The 23,200-nt window shown below is 59.7% G+C and carries 18 protein-coding genes and 2 pseudogenes; 14 read left to right on the top strand and 6 right to left on the bottom strand.

Translation table 11 applies throughout. From position 1 onward, the window contains the following. Nucleotides 1–15: 15 nt before the first annotated feature. Nucleotides 16–2,073 (top strand): carbon starvation CstA family protein, encoded by a 2,058-nt coding sequence (locus M5G20_RS14570; protein ID WP_075949493.1) that lies wholly within the window; start codon nt 16–18, stop codon nt 2,071–2,073. 2 nt (nt 2,074–2,075) lie between these two features. Next, on the top strand, nt 2,076–2,273 hold the full coding sequence (locus tag M5G20_RS14575; protein ID WP_034150399.1) for a YbdD/YjiX family protein: 198 nt from the start codon (nt 2,076–2,078) through the stop codon (nt 2,271–2,273). 65 nt (nt 2,274–2,338) lie between these two features. On the opposite strand, the gene M5G20_RS14580 is transcribed toward M5G20_RS14575, so the two are convergent. After that, a complete protein-coding gene (locus M5G20_RS14580) occupies nt 2,339–2,536 on the bottom strand; it encodes a hypothetical protein (RefSeq protein ID WP_273919631.1) in 198 nt (65 codons plus the stop codon). Nucleotides 2,537–2,778: 242 nt separating this feature from the next. Between M5G20_RS14580 and M5G20_RS14585 the strand changes: the two genes are divergently transcribed. Further along, entirely contained in the window at nt 2,779–3,837 is a 1,059-nt protein-coding gene (locus tag M5G20_RS14585) for a GGDEF domain-containing protein (protein ID WP_273919632.1), read from the top strand. A 36-nt stretch (nt 3,838–3,873) separates the two neighbouring features. On the opposite strand, the gene M5G20_RS14590 is transcribed toward M5G20_RS14585, so the two are convergent. After that, nucleotides 3,874–5,439, bottom strand: a complete 1,566-nt coding sequence (locus M5G20_RS14590) for an aldehyde dehydrogenase (NADP(+)) (RefSeq protein WP_273919633.1) — start codon at nt 5,437–5,439, stop codon at nt 3,874–3,876. A gap of 7 nt (nt 5,440–5,446) precedes the next feature. Continuing rightward, complete coding sequence (locus M5G20_RS14595; protein ID WP_273919634.1) at nt 5,447–6,070, bottom strand: isochorismatase family cysteine hydrolase; 624 nt, start codon at nt 6,068–6,070, stop codon at nt 5,447–5,449. Nucleotides 6,071–6,169: 99 nt separating this feature from the next. Between M5G20_RS14595 and M5G20_RS14600 the strand changes: the two genes are divergently transcribed. The 4 genes and pseudogenes from M5G20_RS14600 to M5G20_RS30300 form a co-directional block, all read left to right on the top strand. Further along, a complete protein-coding gene (locus tag M5G20_RS14600) occupies nt 6,170–6,697 on the top strand; it encodes a winged helix-turn-helix transcriptional regulator (RefSeq protein ID WP_273919635.1) in 528 nt (175 codons plus the stop codon). Between the two features lie 147 nt (nt 6,698–6,844). Continuing rightward, complete coding sequence (locus M5G20_RS14605; protein ID WP_150736328.1) at nt 6,845–7,171, top strand: hypothetical protein; 327 nt, start codon at nt 6,845–6,847, stop codon at nt 7,169–7,171. A gap of 520 nt (nt 7,172–7,691) precedes the next feature. Further along, a pseudogene (locus M5G20_RS30295) lies at nt 7,692–8,546 on the top strand (PDC sensor domain-containing protein); the annotation flags it as partial. Nucleotides 8,547–8,870: 324 nt separating this feature from the next. Continuing rightward, nucleotides 8,871–9,407, top strand: a pseudogene (locus M5G20_RS30300) (methyl-accepting chemotaxis protein); the annotation flags it as partial. Between the two features lie 99 nt (nt 9,408–9,506). On the opposite strand, the gene M5G20_RS14615 reads toward M5G20_RS30300, so the two are convergent. Beyond that, complete coding sequence (locus tag M5G20_RS14615; protein ID WP_273919637.1) at nt 9,507–10,517, bottom strand: LacI family DNA-binding transcriptional regulator; 1,011 nt, start codon at nt 10,515–10,517, stop codon at nt 9,507–9,509. Between the two features lie 189 nt (nt 10,518–10,706). Between M5G20_RS14615 and M5G20_RS14620 the strand changes: the two genes are divergently transcribed. The 4 genes from M5G20_RS14620 (at nt 10,707) to M5G20_RS14635 (ending at nt 16,576) form a co-directional block, all read left to right on the top strand. Further along, a complete protein-coding gene (locus tag M5G20_RS14620; protein ID WP_273919638.1) occupies nt 10,707–11,873 on the top strand; it encodes a Gfo/Idh/MocA family protein in 1,167 nt (388 codons plus the stop codon). After that, a complete protein-coding gene (locus tag M5G20_RS14625; RefSeq protein WP_273919639.1) occupies nt 11,870–12,970 on the top strand; it encodes a sugar phosphate isomerase/epimerase family protein in 1,101 nt (366 codons plus the stop codon). Before M5G20_RS14620 ends, M5G20_RS14625 begins: the two co-directional genes overlap by 4 nt. Nucleotides 12,971–13,016: 46 nt before the next feature. Further along, nucleotides 13,017–14,252: a nucleoside permease gene (locus M5G20_RS14630; RefSeq protein WP_273919640.1), complete on the top strand. Its 1,236-nt coding sequence runs from the start codon at nt 13,017–13,019 to the stop codon at nt 14,250–14,252. A 119-nt stretch (nt 14,253–14,371) separates the two neighbouring features. Beyond that, complete coding sequence (locus M5G20_RS14635; RefSeq protein ID WP_273919641.1) at nt 14,372–16,576, top strand: OsmC domain/YcaO domain-containing protein; 2,205 nt, start codon at nt 14,372–14,374, stop codon at nt 16,574–16,576. Nucleotides 16,577–16,720: 144 nt separating this feature from the next. Here M5G20_RS14635 and M5G20_RS14640 read toward each other — a convergent pair whose 3' ends face one another. Further along, nucleotides 16,721–16,945 carry a hypothetical protein gene (locus tag M5G20_RS14640; RefSeq protein WP_273919642.1) on the bottom strand — a complete coding sequence of 75 codons (225 nt, stop codon included), beginning with the start codon at nt 16,943–16,945 and terminating at the stop codon, nt 16,721–16,723. A 257-nt stretch (nt 16,946–17,202) separates the two neighbouring features. Then, nucleotides 17,203–18,924 (bottom strand): response regulator, encoded by a 1,722-nt coding sequence (locus M5G20_RS14645; RefSeq protein ID WP_273919643.1) that lies wholly within the window; start codon nt 18,922–18,924, stop codon nt 17,203–17,205. Nucleotides 18,925–19,321: 397 nt separating this feature from the next. On the opposite strand from M5G20_RS14645, the gene M5G20_RS14650 reads away from it, so the two are divergent. The 3 genes from M5G20_RS14650 to M5G20_RS14660 all read left to right on the top strand — a co-directional run bounded on the left by M5G20_RS14650 (nt 19,322) and on the right by M5G20_RS14660 (nt 23,138). After that, on the top strand, nt 19,322–20,572 hold the full coding sequence (locus M5G20_RS14650; RefSeq protein WP_273919644.1) for an OprD family outer membrane porin: 1,251 nt from the start codon (nt 19,322–19,324) through the stop codon (nt 20,570–20,572). A gap of 147 nt (nt 20,573–20,719) precedes the next feature. After that, nucleotides 20,720–22,078 (top strand): spinster family MFS transporter, encoded by a 1,359-nt coding sequence (locus tag M5G20_RS14655; RefSeq protein ID WP_273919645.1) that lies wholly within the window; start codon nt 20,720–20,722, stop codon nt 22,076–22,078. An 85-nt stretch (nt 22,079–22,163) separates the two neighbouring features. Further along, a complete protein-coding gene (locus M5G20_RS14660; protein WP_273919646.1) occupies nt 22,164–23,138 on the top strand; it encodes an AraC family transcriptional regulator in 975 nt (324 codons plus the stop codon). Nucleotides 23,139–23,200: the final 62 nt, after the last annotated feature.

Here is a 23,200-nt window from a genome sequence, read left to right on the forward strand (position 1 = left end):
GGCAGGAGACCCTCTATGCCCCGTCTGGCTAAACACCTCGGCTGGTTTGCCGTGGCTGTCCTGGGAGCGATTGCGCTGAGTGTCGTGGCCTTGCGCCGCGGCGAAGCGATCAACGCCCTGTGGATCGTCGTCGCAGCTGTTGCCATCTACCTTGTCGCCTACCGCTATTACAGCCTGTTCATCGCCAATAAAGTGATGCAACTGGATCCCAATCGCGCCACCCCCGCCGTACTCAATAATGATGGTCTGGACTATGTCCCGACCAACAAGCACGTGCTTTTTGGTCACCACTTTGCGGCCATTGCCGGTGCCGGGCCACTGGTGGGTCCGGTTCTGGCGGCGCAAATGGGCTATCTGCCTGGCACGCTGTGGCTGATCGCCGGCGTGGTGCTGGCCGGTGCCGTTCAGGACTTCATGGTCCTGTTCATGTCCACCCGCCGCAACGGTCGCTCTTTGGGCGACATGGTCCGCGAAGAAATGGGCCGCATTCCCGGCACCATCGCGCTGTTTGGCTGCTTCCTGATCATGATCATCATCCTTGCGGTGCTGGCGTTGATCGTGGTGAAAGCCCTGGCTGAAAGCCCGTGGGGCATGTTCACCGTCATGGCGACTATCCCGATCGCGATGTTCATGGGCATCTACATGCGCTACATCCGTCCGGGCCGTATCGGTGAAATTTCCGTCATCGGCGTATTGCTGCTGCTGGGTTCGATCTGGCTGGGCGGGCAGATTGCTGCCGATCCAGTGTGGGCCAAGGCCTTCAGCTTCACCGGCGTGCAAATTACCTGGATGCTGATTGGCTACGGGTTTGTCGCTGCGGTTCTGCCGGTGTGGCTGATCCTGGCACCGCGAGACTACCTCTCGACGTTCCTGAAAATCGGCACCATCGTTGCCCTGGCCATCGGTATTCTGGTGACCATGCCTGAGCTGAGAATGCCGGCGCTGACCCAGTTCGTCGACGGCACCGGACCGGTATGGAAGGGCGGTCTGTTCCCGTTCCTGTTCATCACCATCGCCTGTGGCGCGGTCTCCGGTTTCCACTCGCTGATTGCTTCCGGCACCACGCCGAAGTTGCTGGCCAGTGAAGGTCATGCCCGCTACATCGGTTACGGCGGCATGCTGATGGAGTCGTTTGTGGCGATCATGGCCATGGTGGCTGCCTCGGTGATCGATCCGGGTGTGTACTTCGCCATGAACAGTCCGGCCGCCGTCGTCGGTGCCGATGCTGTTACCGTCGCGCAAACCGTCAGCAGCTGGGGCTTTGCCATCACTCCGGAAGCGCTGCAAGCGGTCGCCCATGACATCGGTGAAACCACGATCCTGGCCCGTGCCGGTGGTGCACCGACCCTGGCGGTCGGTATCGCGCAGATCCTGCACAGTGTGCTGCCGGGTGAAAACACCATGGCGTTCTGGTACCACTTCGCGATCCTGTTCGAAGCGCTGTTCATTCTCACCGCTGTGGACGCCGGTACCCGTGCCGGTCGCTTCATGCTGCAGGACTTGCTCGGCTCGTTCGTACCGGCGCTGAAACGCACCGAGTCCTGGACCGCCAACCTGGTGGCGACCGCCGGTTGCGTGGCGATGTGGGGATATCTGCTGTACCAAGGCGTGATCGACCCACTGGGCGGCATCAATACCCTGTGGCCGCTGTTCGGTATCTCTAACCAGATGCTGGCTGGTATCGCGCTGATGCTCGGCACCGTCGTGCTGATCAAGATGAAACGCCAGCGTTATGTCTGGGTGACGTTGCTGCCGGCGGTTTGGCTGCTGATCTGCACCACCACCGCAGGCTTCATCAAGCTGTTCGACGCCAATCCGGCAATCGGCTTCCTGGCCCTGGCCAAGAAGTACAGCGATGCGCTGGCCAATGGTCAGGTGCTGGCCCCGGCGAAGAGCGTTGACCAGATGCAGCACGTGATCTTCAACGCCTACACCAATGCAACGCTGACCGCTTTGTTCCTGTTCGTGGTGTTCAGCATCCTGTTCTTTGCGCTCAAGGTCGGCATCGCCGCCTGGGGCACCAAGGAACGCACGGATAAAGAAGCGCCCTACCAAGCGCTGCCGGATGCCTGATCATGTTCAATGACCTGAGTCGCCTCGGTAAATACCTCGGTCAGGCCGCGCGCCTGATGGTCGGCATGCCCGACTACGACAACTACGTCGAGCACATGCAGACCAAACACCCGGACAAGCCGCTGATGGACTACGAGGCGTTCTTTCGTGAACGCCAGGAGGCCCGTTACGGCAGCAAGGCTGGACCGAAGTGTTGTTGAGTGAATAAAAAAACCGGCCTTGAACAGGCCGGTTTTTTTATGCGCGATGTTGTAAAACCCTCGGATCACGCCGCAAGGCGATCCGACTCATCATCACTGTGCGAACGCTGAACCCCGACCCTGCATTCGCGAGGCGCGGAGTCCCGCTGTTGTGCTTGCAGTGCACGATCAGCCAGTTTGGCTTTGTGAATCAGGCGACACAGCACGGCGGCAGTGGCGATGGACAACAGTGGCCAGTAAATGAACAGCGCTTTCAGGGACATGGCGTTTTCTCACGCTGCCGACGTTTTTCGTGACCGCCGAATCTTTACGGCAGTGGTGTAGTGTCATTGTGACATCTTTTTATGACAAATAATGTTGATTGTTGTGCTTCAACATGAAAATTCTGTAGGAACTGCCATTTGCCCATGACTTCCCAAACCAAAGCGGGATAGCCGTTTGTCGGGGGTATCGGTATGCTCTGCGCGTCGTCTGAATGCCATCGATTAATAACTACAGTGATGCCATGAGCCAATCAGAATCGCGTGCGAATGTTCTAGCGCTGTATCCGGAAGACTCCCGCGAGGCAGCGGCGTTGCTCAAGCAAGCCGTCCCCTTGATGGTTCGCCATAACATTCCACCCAATCCTGTGCATTACGCGCTCTGGTACACCTACAGCAAAGGTCAGGATCCGGAGCTCAACCGGCACTTGGACAGGGTTCTCCGCGACTTCGACGGATGCCCGCCGGAGTCCGCGTCCCGGCTGTTTCGCGAATACATCATTCGTGACGAACTCGAAGACGTTCGCGCCGAGCAGCAACAGGTCTTCAGTCTGGTTGATGGTATGGAGCGCGACGTTTCGCGCAGTGTGATGGGCAGCCAGACCTTCCAGAATCGTTTGGGGCAGTGTCTTGAAATGCTCGACGAACCGGCCAGTGACCGCTTGCCGGGCATTCTCATTGAGCTGCAGCAAAGTACCCGCGTGATGCAGAGCCAGCAGGAACATTTCCTCGGCCAGTTGCAGTCGGCGCAAAACGAAATCAAGACCCTGCGCGACAAGCTGGAGCGCGCCCAACGGGCGGCGACCCTCGATGGCCTGACCGAACTGCTCAATCGCACGGCGTTTACGCGTTTGCTGGAAAAGGCGTTGAGCAAGGCCTCCCGGGGCGTGGCACTGGTCATGCTCGACATCGACCATTTCAAGCAATTCAACGATCAATACGGCCACCCCTTGGGCGACCGCGTTTTGCAGCATGTCGGGCAGGTGTTGCGCGGCGCGCTGCCCGCCAATGCGTTCGCCGGACGTTACGGCGGCGAGGAGTTCTGCGTCGTGCTGGAAGGCTGCGCCGATCTGGCCAGCGCCCTTGCGTTCGCCGAGCAACTGCGCCTGAAAGTGCAATCGTTGCGGATCAAGGCGCGTGGCACCGATACCGTGCTGGATACCATCACCGCGTCTTTTGGTGTCGCTTTCGCTGAGCCCGGTGAAAGTCTGGAAAGCCTGGTGACCCGCGCCGATGACGGACTGTATGAAGCCAAGCGCAACGGTCGCAATCAGGTGCATGGCATGTACAAACGCCCGGCGTAACGCTACGGTTGCGTTGCGCCGGATTTCTGTATGGGCTTACTGACCGTCCACGCTGCGCGGCACACCGAAGGGGTTGCTGTCACGCAAGACCTCCGGCAACAACGCATCAGGGAAGCCCTGATAGGACAACGGACGCAAAAAGCGTTCTATCGACGTCATGCCCACAGAGGTGAAGCGGCTGTCTGACGATGCTGGAAACGGTCCGCCGTGAATGGTCGCGTATGACACTTCCTGCGGATGGGCAAACGCGTTGACCACGATACGTCCGGTCCGCCGTTCCAGAATCGGCAGTAATCGGCGGGCCAGCTCAAAATCGTCCTCTTCCAGATGCATGGCCGCGCTCAATTGACCGCGCAGTGCACGAGCCACCGCGAGCATTTGCGCTTGATCCGTTACCTTCACCAGCAACGCTGCCGGACCAAAGACTTCGTGTGCCAGGGCCGCTTCACTGAGGAAGCGTTCGCCGTCCACTTCCAGCAAGGCTGACTGGCCGTCCAGGTCCGCCACCGCTGCCGAGCCTTCAACCACCGATCGGGCGCCAGCGCTTTGCAGTTGGTCCAGACCGTTGAGGTAGGACGCGTGAATGCCCGGCGTCAACATAGGGCGCGCCGGTGCATCTGCCACGCGTTTGATCATGGCCGCGCGCATGGCGTCGAAGCCGTCGCCCTCGATTGCAATCAGGATCGCCGGCTTGAGGCAGGCTTGCCCGACGTTGACCAACATGCGCTCGACGAATCCGTCACCGATCTGCGCGCCGCGAGCGGTCATTGCCTGGGGCAGAATGAATGTCGGGTTGACGCTGGTCATCTCGGTGAACACCGGGATCGGCTCAGGCCGCCGTTGAGCGCGGCGATAGAGCGCCATGCCGCCCTGTTCGGAACCGGTGAACGTCACGGCCTTGATCAGCGGATGGTCAACCAACGCCTCGCCGATGGCATTGCCGCCGCCCCGCACCATGGAGAACACGCCTTCAGGCAATCCGCTGTCCTGCACGGCTTTGCGAATGGCCTTTGCCTGAATCTCCGAAGCGCCAGGGTGGGCGTTGTGCGCTTTGACGATCACCGTCGCGCCGGCCGCCAGTGCCGAGGCGGTATCGCCACCGGCCACCGAGTAACTGATGGGGAAGTTGCTTGCGCCGAAAATGGCCACCGGGCCGAGGGCGATTTTCTGCAAGCGGTGATCCATGCGCGGTCGTGGCTGGCGATCGGGCTGGGCTGGATCGATGGCCAGTTGCAGGAAGCGGCCTTTGCGCACCACTTCGGCAAACTGGCGGAACTGGGTCGCGGCCTTCGCCGCTTCGCCCTGAAGTTGCGCCTCGGGCAGGCCGGTTTCCAGCGCGGCCCGTGCTGCCAAGGGCAGGGTGACCGCATCGAGGTTATCGGCGATGCGCTCGAGGAACGCCGCCCGTTCAGTCAGCGAGGTATGGCTGTAATGGTCGAACGCTTCGTCGGCGAGGTTCGCCGCCATGTCCACTTCCACCACGCCGCCGAAGGCGAAGTCCGGCTCGATGAGCTGATTGGTCGAGGGATTAAGCGCTTTCATGGTCCCGGCACTGGCGGGGACTTCGTTGGCGCCGATTAACAGGTTTCCGGTCAGTTTCATTTTCAGCTCACGACTTGAGGGTGGCGATCAGTTGCTCGGTCGTCACGATCGAATGGGCGTACGTCGGGCCGTTGAGTTCATGGGCGGCGTGCATCATTTCCGGCTTGAAAGCGGCCGTGGCGTCGCGCACCAGGGTGACGTGGTAGCCGAGCTCCTGTGCGTAACGAGCGGTGGCTTCGATGCAGGTGTTGGCGAGCAATCCGACGATGATCACGTGGGTAATGCCTTGCTGCTTGAGGCGGAAATCCAGGTCGGTATTGGCAAAGCCGCTGGAACCCCAATGCTCCTGAACGATGATGTCGCCGTCCTGCGGCGCAAAATCGGGATGCCATTCGCCGCCCCATTCGCCACGTGCGAAGTGGTGCATGTGCTGGATCTTGCATTGGGTGGGGCTGGGGTGATCCCAGGTTTCGTAGTCGCCTTGCTCCCAGCGACGGTGCGGTACGATGACCACCTGGATGTCGAGGGCGCGGACGGTGCGGTCGAGGCTGCGCAGGTTATCGAGCAGGCCGACCTGGTTGGCGATGGGTTCGAGCAGGGGGAAGATCTTGCCGCCTTCGGACAGGAAATCGTTGTAGGGATCGACCAGCAGGTAAGCGGTCCGGTCAAGCGGGTAGGCTGCGTTGGACATGACTGATTCTCCAGGGATTTAGACTGACCCATGCCATGGGATTGCCTTGGCATGGTGTTAATATGATAATCATAGCAACTAGGAAAGAGGCAAGCCCGTATGGCGGTAAAGAAGAATAGTCCTGAAACGTTGTGCCCGATTGCGCGGGCCGAGGACATCGTCGGCGATCGCTGGACCGTGCTGGTTTTACGCGAATTGTTCATGCGCAATCATCGTTATGACGAGATTCAGGCGCAGACGGGCGGCACCCCGCAAATGGTCGCGGCACGTCTTAAAAGCCTGGAGGCTGACGGCATGGTCGAGCGCCGCGCCTACAGCGAGCGGCCCCCGCGCTACGAGTACCACCTCAGCGCCAAGGGTGAGGCGTTTTACTCGGTGGTATTAGCGCTGCGTGCCTGGGGTGAGACGTGGTGCAAATCCGCGGATGAGGGCCTGGCCGTGCGTTACACCCACAAGACCTGCGGCCAGCCTGCAGGGCTGGGGCCGTTGTGCGGACATTGTGGTGAGTTGCTGAGCCGCGAAACGCTGATCAGCGAACCTGCGCCCGCCTACGTCGAAGAGCGCGCGGCACGGCGCGAAGCCTTCAAGGGCAAGCGCGGGGCGGTGGCCGACAAACTCGAACAGTGAGACGCCGCCGCAGGCTTCGGATCATTGATGCGTTCACGCCAACTATTCGTTCGAATAATAGTGACCATCACCGATCACAAGTTCTGTTGCTGGCGGCAAACAAGGAAAATCGCGCCCATCTGAAACGCTTCTACCGGAACCGGCGCGATGAAAAAATTGACTCGACTGGCGCTTTTCGCCCCCTTGCTGTTGGCAGGTTGTGCCTCAACGCCAAACGACCCGACGCTGACCTTGCAGACGAAAAAAGCACCTGAGGATTACGCTCAGTGTGTGCTGCCAAAACTGCATGAAGGCGCGTTGCACGCCACCGTCTCGGAAACCCCGCGCAGCTACCGGATCGTGGTTTCGAGCAAGGTCGCGGCCAACGATGTTCTGGAGGCGTACAAGGGCAAGGTGTTCTTGTATGAACGTACCTTGCTGGCGTCGACCTTCGGCCCTTCGCGGCTTGAACGCGCCGCACAGGAATGCCTTTAAGCAACCGTCTACCCCGCCTGTTTCCTTCGCATTGACACGTTTGTGATGAACGTGTCGAAGCTGTTTATCGCCCCGGTTTTTCTTCGCCGTTTTTAATATTGATCAAGTGTTCAATTGTGTTGCGCAGGAGGTGTTTGCCTCGATATAGTGGCAAAATAATATCAACTATAAACTACCTGCCAGCAGGGCTGCGGCACCCTCGTTTTTGCGCGGTCTGTTTGCTGGTTGACGAATCGCTCATTCGAGAATGTTCATGTCTAATCGCTCTCTGCACTTCAAACTGTTCTGGACGGCGCTGATTGGTGCCGTTGCCGTTATGGCACTGCTGCTGGGCTCCATCGCTTACATCGCCTATGGCTCATCCGTAAAAGAAACTTTTGCCCTGGTCGATACCATCGTCAAGGCCAATGCCAAAGAAGTTGAAGTTGAACTGGGTGTCGGTTTTACCGTGGCCGAATCCCTGGCCAGTGTCGCCATCGCGATGCAGCAACAGCAGGTCGATCGCAAAACCGCCGATGCAATGACTCGCCAGTTGTTTGAAGCCAATCCCACGCTGTTGGGGCTGGGTCAATACTGGGAGCCGAACGCGTTCGACGGCAAGGACAGTGAATTTGTTAACCAGCGGAATCACGATGCCACGGGCCGCTACCTGACCTACTGGAACCGTGCCAGTGGCGGCGTGAAGTCCGAGGTATTGAGCGGTTACGTGCCGGAAAATGCCGACAACCAGTATTACTACCGCCCGCTGCGCTCACGCCAGCCGTGGGCCTCCGAACCCTATGCCTACAGCATCGGCAGCGGACAGAAAGTGATGTTGGTGTCGATCATGGTGCCGCTGTTGCAAGGTGGCAAAGCGATGGGTGTGGCCGGGGTCGATATCCCGCTTGAAAGCATCACCCGCCAGCTCTCGACCATCGATGCGTACAAAGGCTATGGCGCGCTGATTTCCAGCGACGGCCTGTACGCCAGCCATCCCGATGCCAAGCGTTTGAGTCAACCTGCCGACGAGTTGCCAGCAGCCGCCAAAGACGCGATCAAGGCCGGCCGGTCGTACAGCTTCGAGCACGATGGCTGGGGCTATGTGCTGCAACCGGTGCACATCGGCAAGTCGCCAAACAACTGGGCCCTGATGGTCGCTTATCCGCTGGCCGAAGCCATGGCCGGGATCAATCAATTCCTTTACACCGCGGTCATCATTGGCCTGGTGGCGTTGCTGCTGCTGGCCATTGTGCTGTGGCATTTGCTGGCGTGGCAGATTCGTCCGTTGTCGGGCCTCACGGTCGGTATCCAGGCTTGGGGTGGAGAACTGGGGCTGCGTTTCGAACAGCGCAGCGGCGATGAAACCGGAAAACTGGCCGGGGCGTTCAACCAATTCATTCAGCGTCTGGGGAATTTTGTGGGCTCGATTCGACAGAGCAGCACGGCACTGATGCAGATCTCCAATCATCTGGGCAACACCACGCAAGCGGTGGCCGAACGTGCGACTTCGCAACATACGGCCACCGAAGAAATGGCCAGCGGCGTCACGGCGCTGGCGCACTCGGTGACCGAGATGTCCCAGCAAGCCGAAGACGTGGAACAACTGGCGCGCAACACTGAAGCATTGACCACCCACATTTCCGGCGACATGAGCCAGACCCTGGCCGGCATCACCCACATCGACCAGACCATGGACGTGGTGGCGGGCGCGGTGGGTGACCTGGAAAAACGCTCGCAACAGATTGCCGGGATCATTGCGGTGATCCGCAGCATCGCCGATCAGACCAATCTGCTGGCCCTCAACGCCGCGATCGAAGCGGCGCGGGCAGGGGAGCAGGGTCGAGGGTTCGCTGTAGTGGCGGACGAAGTGCGGCAACTGGCGGAACGTACCAGCCGCTCGACGGGTGAAATCGGCGAGATGATCGGCGCCATCGGTTCGGACGTGCGCAACACCGTGGCCAATGTGCAGCAGGTCGGCGAAGCGGTGCGCCAGGGCGTGGTGCAACTGACCACGTCTGCCCAGGGCGTGGATCAGATTCGCCAGCATGCCCAGGATATCCTCGCGCGCATCAGCGAAGTGGCGCGCCAGACTCAGAGCCAGGCTGCAACCGGCGAGCAATTGTCGGTAGCGATCCAGGGCGTCAGTCGAATCTCCGAACAAAACGACCAGGCGATTCGCAGCCTGCTCGATCAGTCCCGGCAACTGCGCGACCAGGCCGGTTCCTTGAATCAGCAACTGACGCAATTTCGCGACTAATACTCGACAAATCCCGTAGGAGCCGGCTTGCTGACGATGGCGGCTAATCAGTCGGCATCACTGTTGAATGGCGGTCAGCTATCGCCCACAAGCCGGCTCCTACAAGGTGGATTTTTTGAGTGCGGCCGTGCTCTGGCGCAACGTCAGCTCGAACGGCAACACCACATGCCGCTGTGCCAGCGGCTTCTTCTCGATCAGCGCGATCAGCATCTCCACGGCTTTCTGGCCAAACCTTTCGGCCGGTTGCGCGATGGTCGTCAGCGGCGGGTCGCAATAGGCCGCGAACGGGATATCGTCGAACCCCACCAGCGACACATCCTGCGGAACGCGCAGACCCTGTTGCTTGATGTACTTGAGCGCGCCGATGGCCATTTCGTCGTTTTCGCAAAACAACGCAGTGGGACGATCAGGCAGTTTCAGCATCGCTGCCGCGCCGTCATATCCGGCCTTGAGGCTGAAATCACCGTGACAGATCAATTCCGGGTCGCAGGCAATGCCGGCGTGCTGCAAGGCATCCTGATAACCCGCCACGCGATCGCGGGTCAGAGGGCTGCTTTTCGGGCCTTTGATCAGGCCGATGCGGCGGTGGCCGAGCCCGATCAGATGTTCGGTCATGGCCTTGGCGGCGGCGCGGTTGTCTAGGCTGATGGTCGGATGGCGACCGCCCTGAATGACTTCGCAGGCGTTGACGATGGGCGGCAGCTCGGCGCTGGGGAAGGGTGCCTGGAACGGGTCGTAGGCGCGCAACTGGATCACGCCGTCGGCTTGATGGTTGTACACCAGCTCGGCGAACTCCCGTTCGATTTCCTCGCGACCCTGGGTGTCGCACAGCAATAAACGATAGTTGGCCGCCTGCGCGGCTTGTTGCGCACCGCTGATGACCCGGGCGAAAAAAGTGTTGGCGATGGCCGGCACCAGAATCACCAGGTTGCCGGTCCGGCGCGAACGAAACTGCACCGCCATCAGGTTCGGTCGATAACCGGCCTGTTCCACGGCGGCGTTGACCTTGTCCCGGGTTTCGGGGAGCACACGCTCAGGCGACTTCAATGTTCGGGACACCGTGGCCACCGAGACACCGGCCAGCCGGGCTACTTCGCGGATATTGGACAAGACCACCTCGTTTTCAAACAGCGCGGCCGGCGAGCTTACCGCAGGTCGGCCATGGGCTGAAATGTTCGTGGACGTTAAACCGGGGTTTGACACGTCACCCAACAGCGCCTAAATTTCCGCCATGATGTAACCGGTTACATCATGGCCGGATTCCAACCTGAAATCCGCTTTAATCAGGGAACAATTGCAATGAACGCTGCCGTGCCAAAAATAAGAATGGGATTTGTCGGGGGCGGTGAGGGGGCCTTTATCGCCAAGGCTCATCGTCAGGCCGCCGGGCTCGATGGGCGCTTTGAACTGGTGTGCGGTGCGTTCAGCCGCGATGCCGAAAACAACCAAAGTACTGGCGCGGCACTGGGCCTGTCGGCGTCACGCTGCTACAGCGACTGGCGGCATATGATCGAATCCGAGCGCGCCTTGCCCGCTGGGCAGCGCATGGAACTGGTGGTCATCGTCACCCCCAATCACCTGCATGCACCGGTGGCCAGCCAGGCCCTGAGTGCAGGGTTTCACGTGTTCAGCGAAAAACCTGCGGCATTGAATCTGGCCGAACTGCTGGCGCTCAAGGACGTCGTCACGCGCAGCAATCGTCTCTATGGCCTGGCCCACACTTACCTGGGCTATCCGATGGTCTGGCAAGCGCGGGAGATGGTGCGCGACGGAGTGATCGGTGCGGTGCGCAAGGTGATTGTCGAGTACCCCCAAGGCTGGCTGAGCCAGGACGTGGCCGGGCAGGGCAACAAGCAGGCTGCCTGGCGTGATCTGCCGGAACAGTCCGGGTTGGGCGGATGCATCGGCGATATCGGCACCCACGCCTTTTCCCTGGCCGAGTTTGTCGCCGACCAACCGATCCAGCACCTGTGCGCGATGCTGGGCGTGCACATCGAAGGCCGGCAGTTGGACGATGACGCCTCGATGCTGTTCAAGATGGCCGATGGCGCCAGTGGTGTGCTGATCGCCAGCCAAGTCTGCGCGGGTGAAGAGAACGCGCTGAAAATCCGGGTCTACGGCGACAACGGCGGTCTGGAGTGGCGGCAGGAAGAACCCGCCAGCCTGGTCCATCGCGCCCTTGATCAGCCGTTGCGCATCCTGCGTTCCGGCGTCGGCCAGCCGTGGTTGTGCGAAGCCGCCAGCCAGCGCATGCGCCTGCCCGCCGGGCACCCCGAAGGGTATCTCGAAGCCATGGCCAATCTTTATGGCGACTTTGCCACGGCGATTCGTGGCGAGGTGGCCGGCCATGATGCCCCCGGTGTGCCCGGCATCAACATCGGCTTGCGTGGCATGGCGTTCATCGAAACCGTTATCGCCAACCATCGCGGCGACACCAAGTGGACCGAGCTGGTCTGCACCCCATGACCCTGGAGACTTCCGTGACCACTCCCTCAGAAATCTCGGCCGGCCTGCGCGGCCCGGGGATTTTCCTCGCGCAGTTCATGTCTGCCGAGGCCCCGTTCGATACTTTGGCCAACATCGCCCAATGGGCGGCCTCCCAGGGTTACAAGGGCATCCAGTTGCCGACGTCGGGAACGCAGTTCATCGACCTCGCACGTGCCGCCGAAAGCCAGAGTTACTGCGACGAATTGAAAGCGGTCTGCGCCGCGGCGGGGGTCGAGATCAGTGAACTGTCGACTCACCTGCAAGGCCAACTGGTGGCGGTGCACCCGGCGTTCGACACGCTGTTCGATGACTTCGCGCCGGAGCATCTGCGCGGCCAGCCCGAGGCGCGCACCGCCTGGGCCATCGATCAGTTGAAACTGGCTGCACGCGCCAGTCAGCGCCTGGGCTTGAAGGCGCACGCGACGTTTTCCGGCGCACTGCTCTGGCCGTACATGTACCCGTGGCCGCAGCGTCCGGCTGGTCTGGTCGAGCAAGGTTTCGCCGAACTGGCCAAGCGCTGGTTGCCGATCCTCGACTGCTTCGAAGCCGCGGGTGTCGACCTGTGCTACGAGATTCACCCCGGCGAAGACCTGCATGACGGCGCATCGTTCGAGCGTTTTCTCGAGGCGGTCAATCACCATCCCCGCGCCGCGATCCTTTACGACCCGAGCCACCTGCTGTTGCAGCAAATGGATTATCTGGGGTTCATCGACCGTTACCACGACCGCATCCGTATGTTCCACGTCAAGGACGCCGAGTTCCGCCCCGATGCCCGTTCCGGTGTCTACGGCGGTTATCAAGGCTGGGTCGAGCGGCCAGGGCGCTTCCGCTCGTTGGGCGACGGCCAGATCGATTTCAAATCGATCTTCAGCAAACTGACCCAATACGACTTTTCCGGTTGGGCCGTGCTCGAGTGGGAATGCTGCCTGAAGGATTCCGCGCAGGGTGCTGCGCAAGGTGCGGCGTTCATCGAGCGACACATGATCACCAAGACGCGCAAGGCGTTCGACGATTTCGCCGGTGTGTCGGCTGATGAACGTTTCAACCGGCGATTGCTGGGGTTGCCCGACGCCTGATGCGGGTCCCTTGCTGCTAAAAAACAACAATAAGACGGTGACTGTTATGACTTTGATGAATGCGCGACTCAGCGCAATGATGTTCCTGCAGTTCTTTATCTGGGGTGGCTGGTTCGTCACCCTCGGTACGTTCCTTGCCAGCAATCTGGGCGCCACGGGCGGGCAGATCGGCATGGCGTTTTCGACCCAGTCCTGGGGGGCGATCATCGCACCCTTTGTGATTGGGCTGATTGCCGACCGTTTCTTCAATGCCGAGCGCATCCTCGCGGTGCTGCATCTGATCGGCGCGGTGTTGCTGTTTCAGCTGTATCGCGCGCCGGACTTCAGCACGTTTTACCCGTATGTGCTGGCCTACATGATGATCTACATGCCGACCCTGGCCCTGGTGAACTCGGTCGCATTCCGCCAGATGAGCGACCCGGCCCTGGAGTTTTCGCGCATACGCGTGTGGGGCACGATCGGCTGGATCGTGGCCGGTGTGGTGATCAGTTTTGTGTTCGCCTGGGATTCGCAAACGGCGATTTCTTCTGGAGGGTTGCGCAATACGTTCCTGATGTCGGCCATCGCCTCGCTGCTGTTGGGGCTCTACAGCTTCACCTTGCCGCGCACTGCGCCCTTGAAGCCGGAAGCGGGGCGTGGCGGGCTCAAGCAGATGCTCGGGCTGGACGCGCTGGGTCTGCTCAAGGATCGCAGCTATCTGGTGTTCTTCATTGCCTCGATTCTGATCTGCATCCCACTGGCTTTTTACTACCAGAATGCCAACCCGTTCCTCGCGGAAATCGGCGTGACCAACCCCACGGCGAAGATGGCCATCGGGCAAGTGTCCGAAGTGCTGTTCATGCTGCTTCTGCCGCTGTTCATTCATCGCTTTGGCATCAAGCTTGCGCTGTTGGTGGGCATGTTGGCGTGGGCGTTGCGCTACCTGTTGTTTGCCTACGGCAATAACGGCGACCTGGCCTTCATGCTGTTCACCGGCATCGCTTTGCATGGCATCTGCTACGACTTCTTCTTCGTCTCGGGACAGATCTACACCGACGCCAAAGCCTCGGAACGGTTCAGAAGTTCGGCCCAGGGCTTGATCACGTTGGCCACATACGGCCTGGGCATGCTGATCGGTTTCTGGGTGGCGGGGCAGGTGACCGATCACTATGCGACCACCGCAGGCAGCCACGACTGGAAGCACATCTGGCTGTTCCCGGCAGGTTTTGCCCTGGCGATCTTTTTCTGTTTCTCCCTGGCGTTCAAGGGCCGGGAAGCGACGGTGGTGCAAACGTCGGGTTGATGCCCCTCGCCGCAGCGCTTTCGCAGCGCGCTGCGGCCATTACCGAAAAGCACAAGACTTGCGGCGGAAAAGCCGGATAATGGCGGCCATTCGTTTAGCTCGTATTCTGGTAATCCCGCATGGAAATCAAGGTCAATTTTCTCGACAACCTTCGACTTGAAGCCAAGTTCGATGACTTCACCGTGGTGGCCGATCAACCCATCCGCTACAAGGGCGATGGTTCGGCACCGGGTCCATTCGACTACTTCCTGGCTTCGTCGGCGTTGTGTGCGGCTTACTTTGTGAAGTTGTACTGCCAGACCCGCAACATTCCCACCGACAATATCCGTCTGTCGCAGAACAACATCGTTGACCCGGAAAACCGCTACAACCAGATTTTCAAGATTCAGGTCGAGTTGCCGGCGGATATCTCCGACAAGGACCGCCAGGGCATCTTGCGTTCCATCGACCGTTGCACGGTGAAGAAGGTGGTGCAGGCGGGGCCTGAGTTCGTGATTGAAGAGGTGGAAAACCTCGACGCCGATGCCCAGGCATTGTTGATGCCTGCTTCGATGTCAGAGGCGGGCACTTACATCGCCGGCAAGGATCTGCCGCTGGAGCAGACCATCGCCAACATGTCGGGCATTCTCGCCGGCCTGGGCATGAAGATCGAAATCGCTTCGTGGCGCAACATCGTTCCCAATGTGTGGTCGCTGCATATCCGCGATGCGCACTCGCCGATGTGTTTTACCAATGGCAAGGGCGCGACCAAAGAAGGCGCGTTGGCGTCGGCGCTGGGCGAATTCATCGAACGGTTGAACTGCAATTTCTTCTACAACGATCAGTTCTGGGGAGAGGACCTCGCCAACGCGGCGTTCGTGCATTACCCGGACGAGCGCTGGTTCCAGCCTGGCCCGAAAGATGAGCTGCCGACCGAAATCCTCGATGACTATTGCCTGAAGATTTACAACCGCGATGGCGAGTTGCGTGGCTCGCACCTGTACGACACCAACTCGGGCAATGAAGAGCGCGGCATTGTTTCGCTGCCGTTTGTGCGCCAGTCGGACGGTGAGGTGGTGTACTTTCCGTCCAACCTGATCGAAAACCTGTTCCTGAGCAACGGCATGAGTGCCGGCAATACCCTGGCCGAAGCGCAGGTGCAGTGCCTGTCGGAAATCTTCGAGCGCGCGGTGAAACGCGAAATCATCGAAGGCGAGTTCGCCCTGCCGGATGTACCGGCCGACGTGCTGGCGAAGTACCCGGGGATCCTCGCCGGGATTCAGGCGCTGGAGGAGCAAGGCTTCCCGGTGCTGGTCAAGGATGCGTCCCTGGGGGGTGAATTCCCGGTAATGTGCGTCACCTTGATGAACCCGCGTACCGGTGGCGTGTTCGCCTCGTTTGGCGCCCACCCGAGCCTGGAAGTGGCGCTGGAACGCAGCCTGACAGAGCTGCTCCAGGGCCGCAGCTTCGAAGGCCTGAACGACTTGCCTCAGCCGACGTTTGAAGGCCACGCGGTGACCGAGCCGAACAATTTCGTCGAGCACTTCATCGACTCCAGCGGCGTGGTGTCATGGCGCTTCTTCAGTGCCAGCTCCGACTACGAATTCGTCGAGTGGGACTTCTCCGGTCAGGGTGAAAACTCCAATGCCGAGGAAGCCGCAACCCTGTTCGGCATTCTCGAAAATATGGGCAAGGAAGTGTACATGGCGGTGTATGAACACATCGGCGCCACCGCCTGCCGCATCCTGGTGCCGGATTATTCGGAAATTTACCCGCACGACGATCTGATTTGGGATAACACCAATAAAGCCCTGTTTTTCCGCGCTGACATTCTGAACCTGCACAGCCTGGACAAGGCCGGCCTCAAAGCACTGGTCAAGCGTCTGGAAGACAGTGAACTGGATGACTACACCGACATCACCACGCTGATCGGCATCGAATTCGACGACAACACCGCTTGGGGTCAGTTGACGATCCTGGAACTGAAACTGCTGATTTATCTCGCCCTGCAAAAATTTGAAGAGGCGAAAGAGGCGGTGGAAATGTTCCTGCAGTACAACGACAACACCGTCGAACGCGGCTTGTTCTACCAGGCGGTGAATGTGCTGCTGGAGATGAAGCTGGACGAAGACCTGGAACTGGAAGACTACGAAGCCAACTTCCGCCGGATGTTCGGCAACGAGCGGATGGACGCCGCCATCGGCTCGGTGGAGGGCACTGTACGCTTCCACGGATTGACGCCTACCAGCATGAAGCTCGAGGGGCTCGACCGACACCAGCGGCTGATCGACAGCTACAAAAAGCTGCACGCGGCGCGGGCCAATGTGACGGCGTTGTCCAAGTAGACACGCGGGTGGGGTAGGCGTCTGCGGCGCAGCCGAACGCAGCCTCGCTACGCTCGACAGCTGCTACAGGGGCAGGATGATCCTGTAGCAGCCTGCCTTCGAGAACGCAGTCCTCGCCGGTTTTGAGGTCAGCCAAACGGGAGACTAAAGAGACAGCTGGAAAAGATGTCCCGCCGTGATGTCTTTTGAAATGTCCCTCAACAGTTCGGCTTCATTCAATAACAGAGCGACGATGCCGAGGACGTTTTCATACTCCGCAACGGGCTCCGTGCACAGGATGTCCAACAGATCGATTGCGCAGCTTTCGTTCACAGAAGCTGACTCAATGAGTTTTAGCTGGAGTTGTTGAATACGGTACAGAGAGTCCATCGGTCACGGCCTCGTTAAAAGATACGTGGAAAGGTTCTTTCGTTTTTTCATTCAGTTTTCAGCCGCATGAACTGCAGCTCATGGCCTCATCATTTCAATGCCTCGCGGAACGATCCTTTGGCTCATGATCGCGCCGGGCGATGGTGCCGCGGTATCGGGGAATCATGAGAATCGTGTAGTGCGATCACTACACACCTCGGCGATAAGAGAGCGGTGCGTGCATTACAGCTGTGTGCAACGAAAGTGGATGGCGGTGCTCAGAGGGCCTGGGCAAACCTTACAGTGAGGACGGCAAGTGGGCCGTCAGGACGGGGCGACTCAAGCGACAGCTCACCGTTCATCAAGGCGATCAGGTGAGTGCACAGCGCCAGTTGCGGATTGATTTGATTGTGCGCGAGGTCCTCGAAGAGACCGTCAGCACGGGCCATCGGGCCGGGTTCGATACTCAATTGCCAGAGCAGTTCGGCTTGGGGGGCGGGGGTCAACCGGCACTCCACTGTAATGTCCGGCAGCTCCAGGTAATGACAATACTCAAACATCGCCCGAAGCATCTGGCGGTATCGATCGGGGTCGACCCAGACATTGGCGGGCTCGTCGCAGCCGTGCGCCACTACGACGGGTTGTGTGTCGGTATGCCTGTCGTTGAAATCCGTGATTTCCAGGCGGGTGAGTTCGTTCAATTCTGCGGCACGTGGCATCAATATGAGGGTGCCACGTTCAATCCGCACGACATCCACCAGCACTGTAATCTGATCCTGTAACGCCAGAACGCCAGGCAGTATGTTGCTCAAGAGTGCGTTGTCCGGGGATTGGCGACAGGCTCTGCGGACTGACTTGATGATGCCATCCAGCTGCGCTATCAGCTGTTCGCCGGCATCGTGCAGAAATTGCGTGCGCGTACGGCGGATTGATTGCCACTGCTCCTTGGCCTGGTTCAGGGCAGCAATCTGTTGATCCTGTTCGGTGATATCCACTGTCGAGCAGAGCATGCCAATCAGGTTTCCCTGACTGTCATGAAACGGCACCCCCCAACTGCGTACGGCCTTGCGCCGGTCTCGGTAACGCAAGATCAACTCATCACTGAATGGCTGACCGAGCGCCACCGCCTGCAAGTAGCCCTGATGCAGCTTCAACGCTTCCTCTGGCATCAGCACGCTGCTGTCGATAATACGCATGCCCATGGCTTGTTCTTCCGTGACGCCATGAAAGTCCAGGTGTTGGCGATTACAGGCCAGCAGGTGGCCTTGCTGGTCACGCAACGCCACCGGCATGGGCATCGCATCGAATATCCGCTGAAACTGTTCCTGTTCGATTTCACCGATACGGGCTGACCCGGCGACAGGCTCGATACCCCCCAATAAACCCTGGCGCCAGGCGATTTCCAGCAACTGCGCCAACGAGTCGACGTTGAGTTTGCGTTGCAGCCGTGCCTTGTAGGTGCTGACCGTACGGTCGCTCAGGGCCAGCTCTTGGGCAATGTCTTTGTTGCTACGGCCGTTGGCGAGGTAGCGCAACACCGTCAACTCGCGCGCGGACAGGCTGTCGAGTTGTGCCTCTTCGGCCTTCAAACCGATCTGGGGCGCGACATTGCCTACCAGATGGCTGGGAAAGTAACTGTGGCCGTGCAGCAACGTGCGTACCGCCTCGCCGAGTTGGTGCAAGTCATCCTGCTTGCTGATGAAGCCTGTGCTGCCCGCTTGCAGGCTCAGACCGGCAAAGTGCTCACTGCTTTGTGCAGTCAGTACCAGGATCGGGACCTTGCACGCTTGCTTGCGCAAGCGGCGGATGACTTCCAGACCGCCAAGGCGTGGTAGGGCCAAATCAAGAATCAGCAATGATGGTTTGAGCTGCAACGTCTGGCGCAAGGCATCGGTGCCGTTATCCAGTTCAGCGACAAGCGAATGACCCTGTGCCTCGAGTGCCTGACGTATCCCATGACGAAACAGAGGTTGCTCATCTGCAATCAGTATTTTGCTCATTCCCGGCGGTCCTGGCAGGCGGTCCGATCAGTTTAGTCGGATCTGCTCTCTTGGCCGTTCTGCCTCTGTGTCAACTAAGGGAAACCTTTAGCCGGGCGGGAGATTTCCCCCTTATGGATGCTGTTCGTCTTAATACCGGCGCGGCGTCGACTGACTTACCTTGCATGGACAAGAGGCGTGTCGTCCTGGTGAACAGCTGCAATGGGTCCGCCCGGCGTTTTACCCCATAACAACAATAGGCCTGACCATGCTCGAACCCATCCTCTTCTGGATCCCTCATGCAGTCTGCTCCCCGCGCGGGAGGACTCGGTGTTCGGCTGCAGGCATGTTTTGTCCTTAGTTCAAATCTGCTCCTATAAAAACAGTGCCCAGGCACATACAGATGTGGAGATGTTAGATGCAACAGGTAAAGCAATCTTGCCGCGGGCTGGGACTGGCCGGCGTGCTGGGGATGATCTGTTCGCCTTTGGCGGCACAGGCCGATGTCATTGATGACAGTCACTTCAAAGTGGATACCCGTAACTTCTACTTGCACCGTAACTACACCAATACCAATGCACCGGATTCCGAAGTGCACAGTTGGTCCCAGGGTTTCGATGCGCAATTCACCTCCGGCTACACCGACACGGCGTTGGCCATCGGCCTGGATGTCGATGCCCAATACGCCCTGCGCCTGGATTCGTCGGGCAACGATGGTTCGCTGCCGTACAGCGTGAGCGACCAGCAGGCGGCCGATGACTACAGCCGCGCCGGTGCCACCTTGAAGATGCGCTACAGCAAGACCGAGTTGAAGGTCGGTGATCTTCGCCCGCAATTGCCGGTGGCGTTCGATGACACCAGCCGGCAGTTGGATACCATCTATCAAGGGGCTGTGGTCGAGTCCAGGGAAGTCGACGGTTTGACGCTGACCGGGGGCCGTTTCTGGTCGGCCGTGACGCGAGAGTCTTCCAACCACGAAAAGCTCTACAAATATGGCTCTACCGATAATCTCGACAGTGACGGTCTGGATTTTGGCGGCGCGACTTACGACATCAGCAAAAACCTGCAAGCCAGTTATTTCTACGGCGTGCTGCACGATATCTATCAGCAGCATTATTTCGGCCTGATGCATATGGCTGACCTGGGCAACGGCTACAAACTCAAAACCGACTTGCGCTACTTCAATAACAATGAAGACGGCAGCGCTCTAAACGGCGAGATCGACAACCGCGCCTACGGTGCCTTGTTCAGCTTGCTCAAGGGTGCTCACATGTTTGGCGTCAGTTACCAGCGCATGCTCGGTGACAGCGTGTTCCCGACCATGAATGGTTATATTCCGCAGCCATACCTGGTGCACTGGTCGTCTCTGGCCTTTGTCCGTCCGGATGAAAAGTCCTGGTCGGCGCGCTACAGCTATGACTTTGCCGGGATGGGCATGCCGGGGCTGAAGTTCTTCACCCGCTACACCAAGGGCACCAACTGGGACCGTGGCGGCAACCTGAGCGACAACGAAGAAAGCGAACGCTTCCTGGGGCTCAACTACGTGGTGCAGAGTGGACCGCTGCAAGGCCTCGGGCTGGACCTGCGCAACATCGATGTAAAACAGAAATTCGGCTACGACTACAACGAATTCCGCGTCGCCACGACCTACACCTGGAAGTTCTGGTAAGCGTGCTTACACCATAACAATAAGAGGCCTGACCATGATCGAACCCATCATCCTTTACATCTGCCCCGCAACTTCCCAGTCGGTGTCCAGTGCACCGTCACCCGGTGCGCTGCGCGCATGAGCGGATTCCAAAAGGAGCAAACACTAGTGAATATCCAGGTCGATAACGCGGTCCTGCAGCAACAGAAGAAGACTTACCTTTACGAGTGGTACGTGGTGGGTCTGTGCATGATCGCCTACATCTTTTCCTTCGTGGATCGGCAGATCCTGGCGCTGATGATCGAACCGATCAAAGCCGACCTGCAGATCAGCGACACCCAGTTCAGCTTGCTGCACGGGCTGGCCTTTTCGTTGTTCTACGCGTTCATGGGCATGCCCATCGCTTACCTGGCCGACCGCTTCTCCCGGCCGAAGATCATCGCCGTCGGTGTGGTGTTCTGGAGCCTGGCGACAGCGGCCTGCGGCCTGAGCAAGAATTTCCTGCACATGTTCCTCGCGCGCATTGGCGTGGGCGTCGGCGAAGCGGCCCTGTCGCCGTCGGCCTACTCGATGTTCAGCGATATGTTCCCCAAGGAAAAACTCGGCCGCGCCGTGGGTATCTACTCGATCGGCTCCTTCGTCGGGGGTGGCCTGGCCTTCCTGGTGGGCGGCTATGTGATTGCGATGCTCAAGGACATGAACACCATCGAGGTGGCGTTTTTTGGTGCGATGAAAGCCTGGCAGCTGGCGTTCTTCATTGTCGGACTGCCCGGCATCGTGGTCGGTTTGCTGATCTGGCTGACCGTACGTGACCCGGCGCGCAAAGGCCTGCAGGTCGATGCACAGGGGCGGGCGAAGAAGGTCGGGTTGAGCGATGGCTTGCGTTTTCTCGGTCGCCACCGTGCCACCTTTACTTGTCATTACCTGGGCTTTTCGTTTTATGCGATGGCCCTGTTCTGCCTGATGAGCTGGAGCCCGGCGTTGTACATCCGCAAGTTCGGCCTGTCGCCGATGGAGGCGGGCTACATGCTCGGCACCGTGCTGTTGGTGGCCAACACCACCGGCGTGCTGTTCGGTGGCTGGCTCACCGATTATCTGGCGAAAAAAGGTCATCAGGACGCCGCCATGCGCACCGGCGTCATCGGTGCCCTCGGCATGGCGGTTCCGGCCGTGATGTTCTCGCAAGTCGATCAGCTGTGGCTGTCGGTGACGCTGTTGGTGCCGGCGATGTTCTTCGCCTCGTTCCCGATGCCGGCGTCCACGGCGGCGATGCAAATCCTCGCGCCGAATCAGGTGCGCGCCCAGGTCTCGGCGGTGTTCCTGTTGATCAGCAACCTGTTGGGATTGGGCCTGGGCACCACGCTGGTGGCGCTGTTGACCGACCGTTACTTCGGGACGCCAGCGGCGGTGGGGTCGTCGATGTCGCTGGTGATCGCCGGTGCGTCGGCGCTGACCGTGCTGCTACTGTGGCGGGGTTGCCGGCGCTTCCGCGAAAGCTATGCGCGGGAATACCCGACGCTCGCTTGATCGGGCATAGTCCATGATCGGCGCCTCGGCCTCGCTCCTTTCGAAGGGAGCGAGGCCTTGGCGCTCCAGGCCAGGAGAACCCTTGATGCTGAATGACGTACACCTGCTGGAACGGCACAGTCTGCTGAGCTCGGCCGATTACCGTGAGATCAAGGACAAGGTCAGCCACTACCTGTGCCCGCACAGCTTCAACGTGCTGCGTGACGAGCCGATTCACACCCGGCTCAACGGCGTGTTTTTCGGCGATTCGGCGCTGCTCGACTTGCGCTACGGCGCGCCGGTGGAAATCACCATCGGCGACATTGCCGATCAATACCTGTTTCGCATCACCTTGCAGGGGCATTGCGAAGTGGCCCACGGCCGGCGCAGCGCGGCGATGCAGTCGGGCTGCCTGAGCGTTTCCTCGCCCTTCGCGCAAAGCCGCATCGTGACCGATGGGCAATGCCGCAACCTGATCCTGCGTGTCGACCGCGATGCCCTGGAGGCGCAACTGCAACGCCTGCTCGGTCGCAGCCTGCGGCAGTCGGTGATCTTTGATGTCAGCGTCGACCACCTCGGCGCCGGCGTCGTCAGCCTCTATCACACCCTGGACTACATCTGCCGGCTTTACGGCGATGGCGTCGACGGTTCGCGCCTCGCCAGTGGCCTGTCCGAATACCTGATGCAATTGCTGCTCACCCAGTTGCCGCACAACTACTCGGCAGATCTGTTGATCGATTCGCGCGCACCGCTGCCGCACCACGTGAAGAAGGCCCGCGACTACATTGAGGCGCACCTCGACCAACCGATCAGCCTGACGACCCTGAGCGAGCTGTGTGGCGTTTCAGTGCGCACCTTGCAGAGCGGCTTCAAGCAATTCCTCCAGCAAGCGCCGGTGGAGTTCATTCGCGACCGACGGCTGGCGGTGATCCACGAATCACTGAAGCAGGGCCGGGACGGTGAAACCGTCACCGATATCCTGCTGCGTCACGGCATCAACAGCTTCGGGCATTTTTCCAGCGCGTACCGGCAGCGCTATGGCTGCTTGCCGTCGGACACCCTGCGGCGACAGAAACACTGAGACGGCTGCGCAATCCGTCATCCGGCTGCGCAATCGGGTGAGTGCGCAGCCGTCCAGCTCGA

Source organism: Pseudomonas sp. TNT2022 ID1044, from assembly GCF_028656895.1.
Lineage (GTDB): Bacteria > Pseudomonadota > Gammaproteobacteria > Pseudomonadales > Pseudomonadaceae > Aquipseudomonas > Aquipseudomonas reinekei.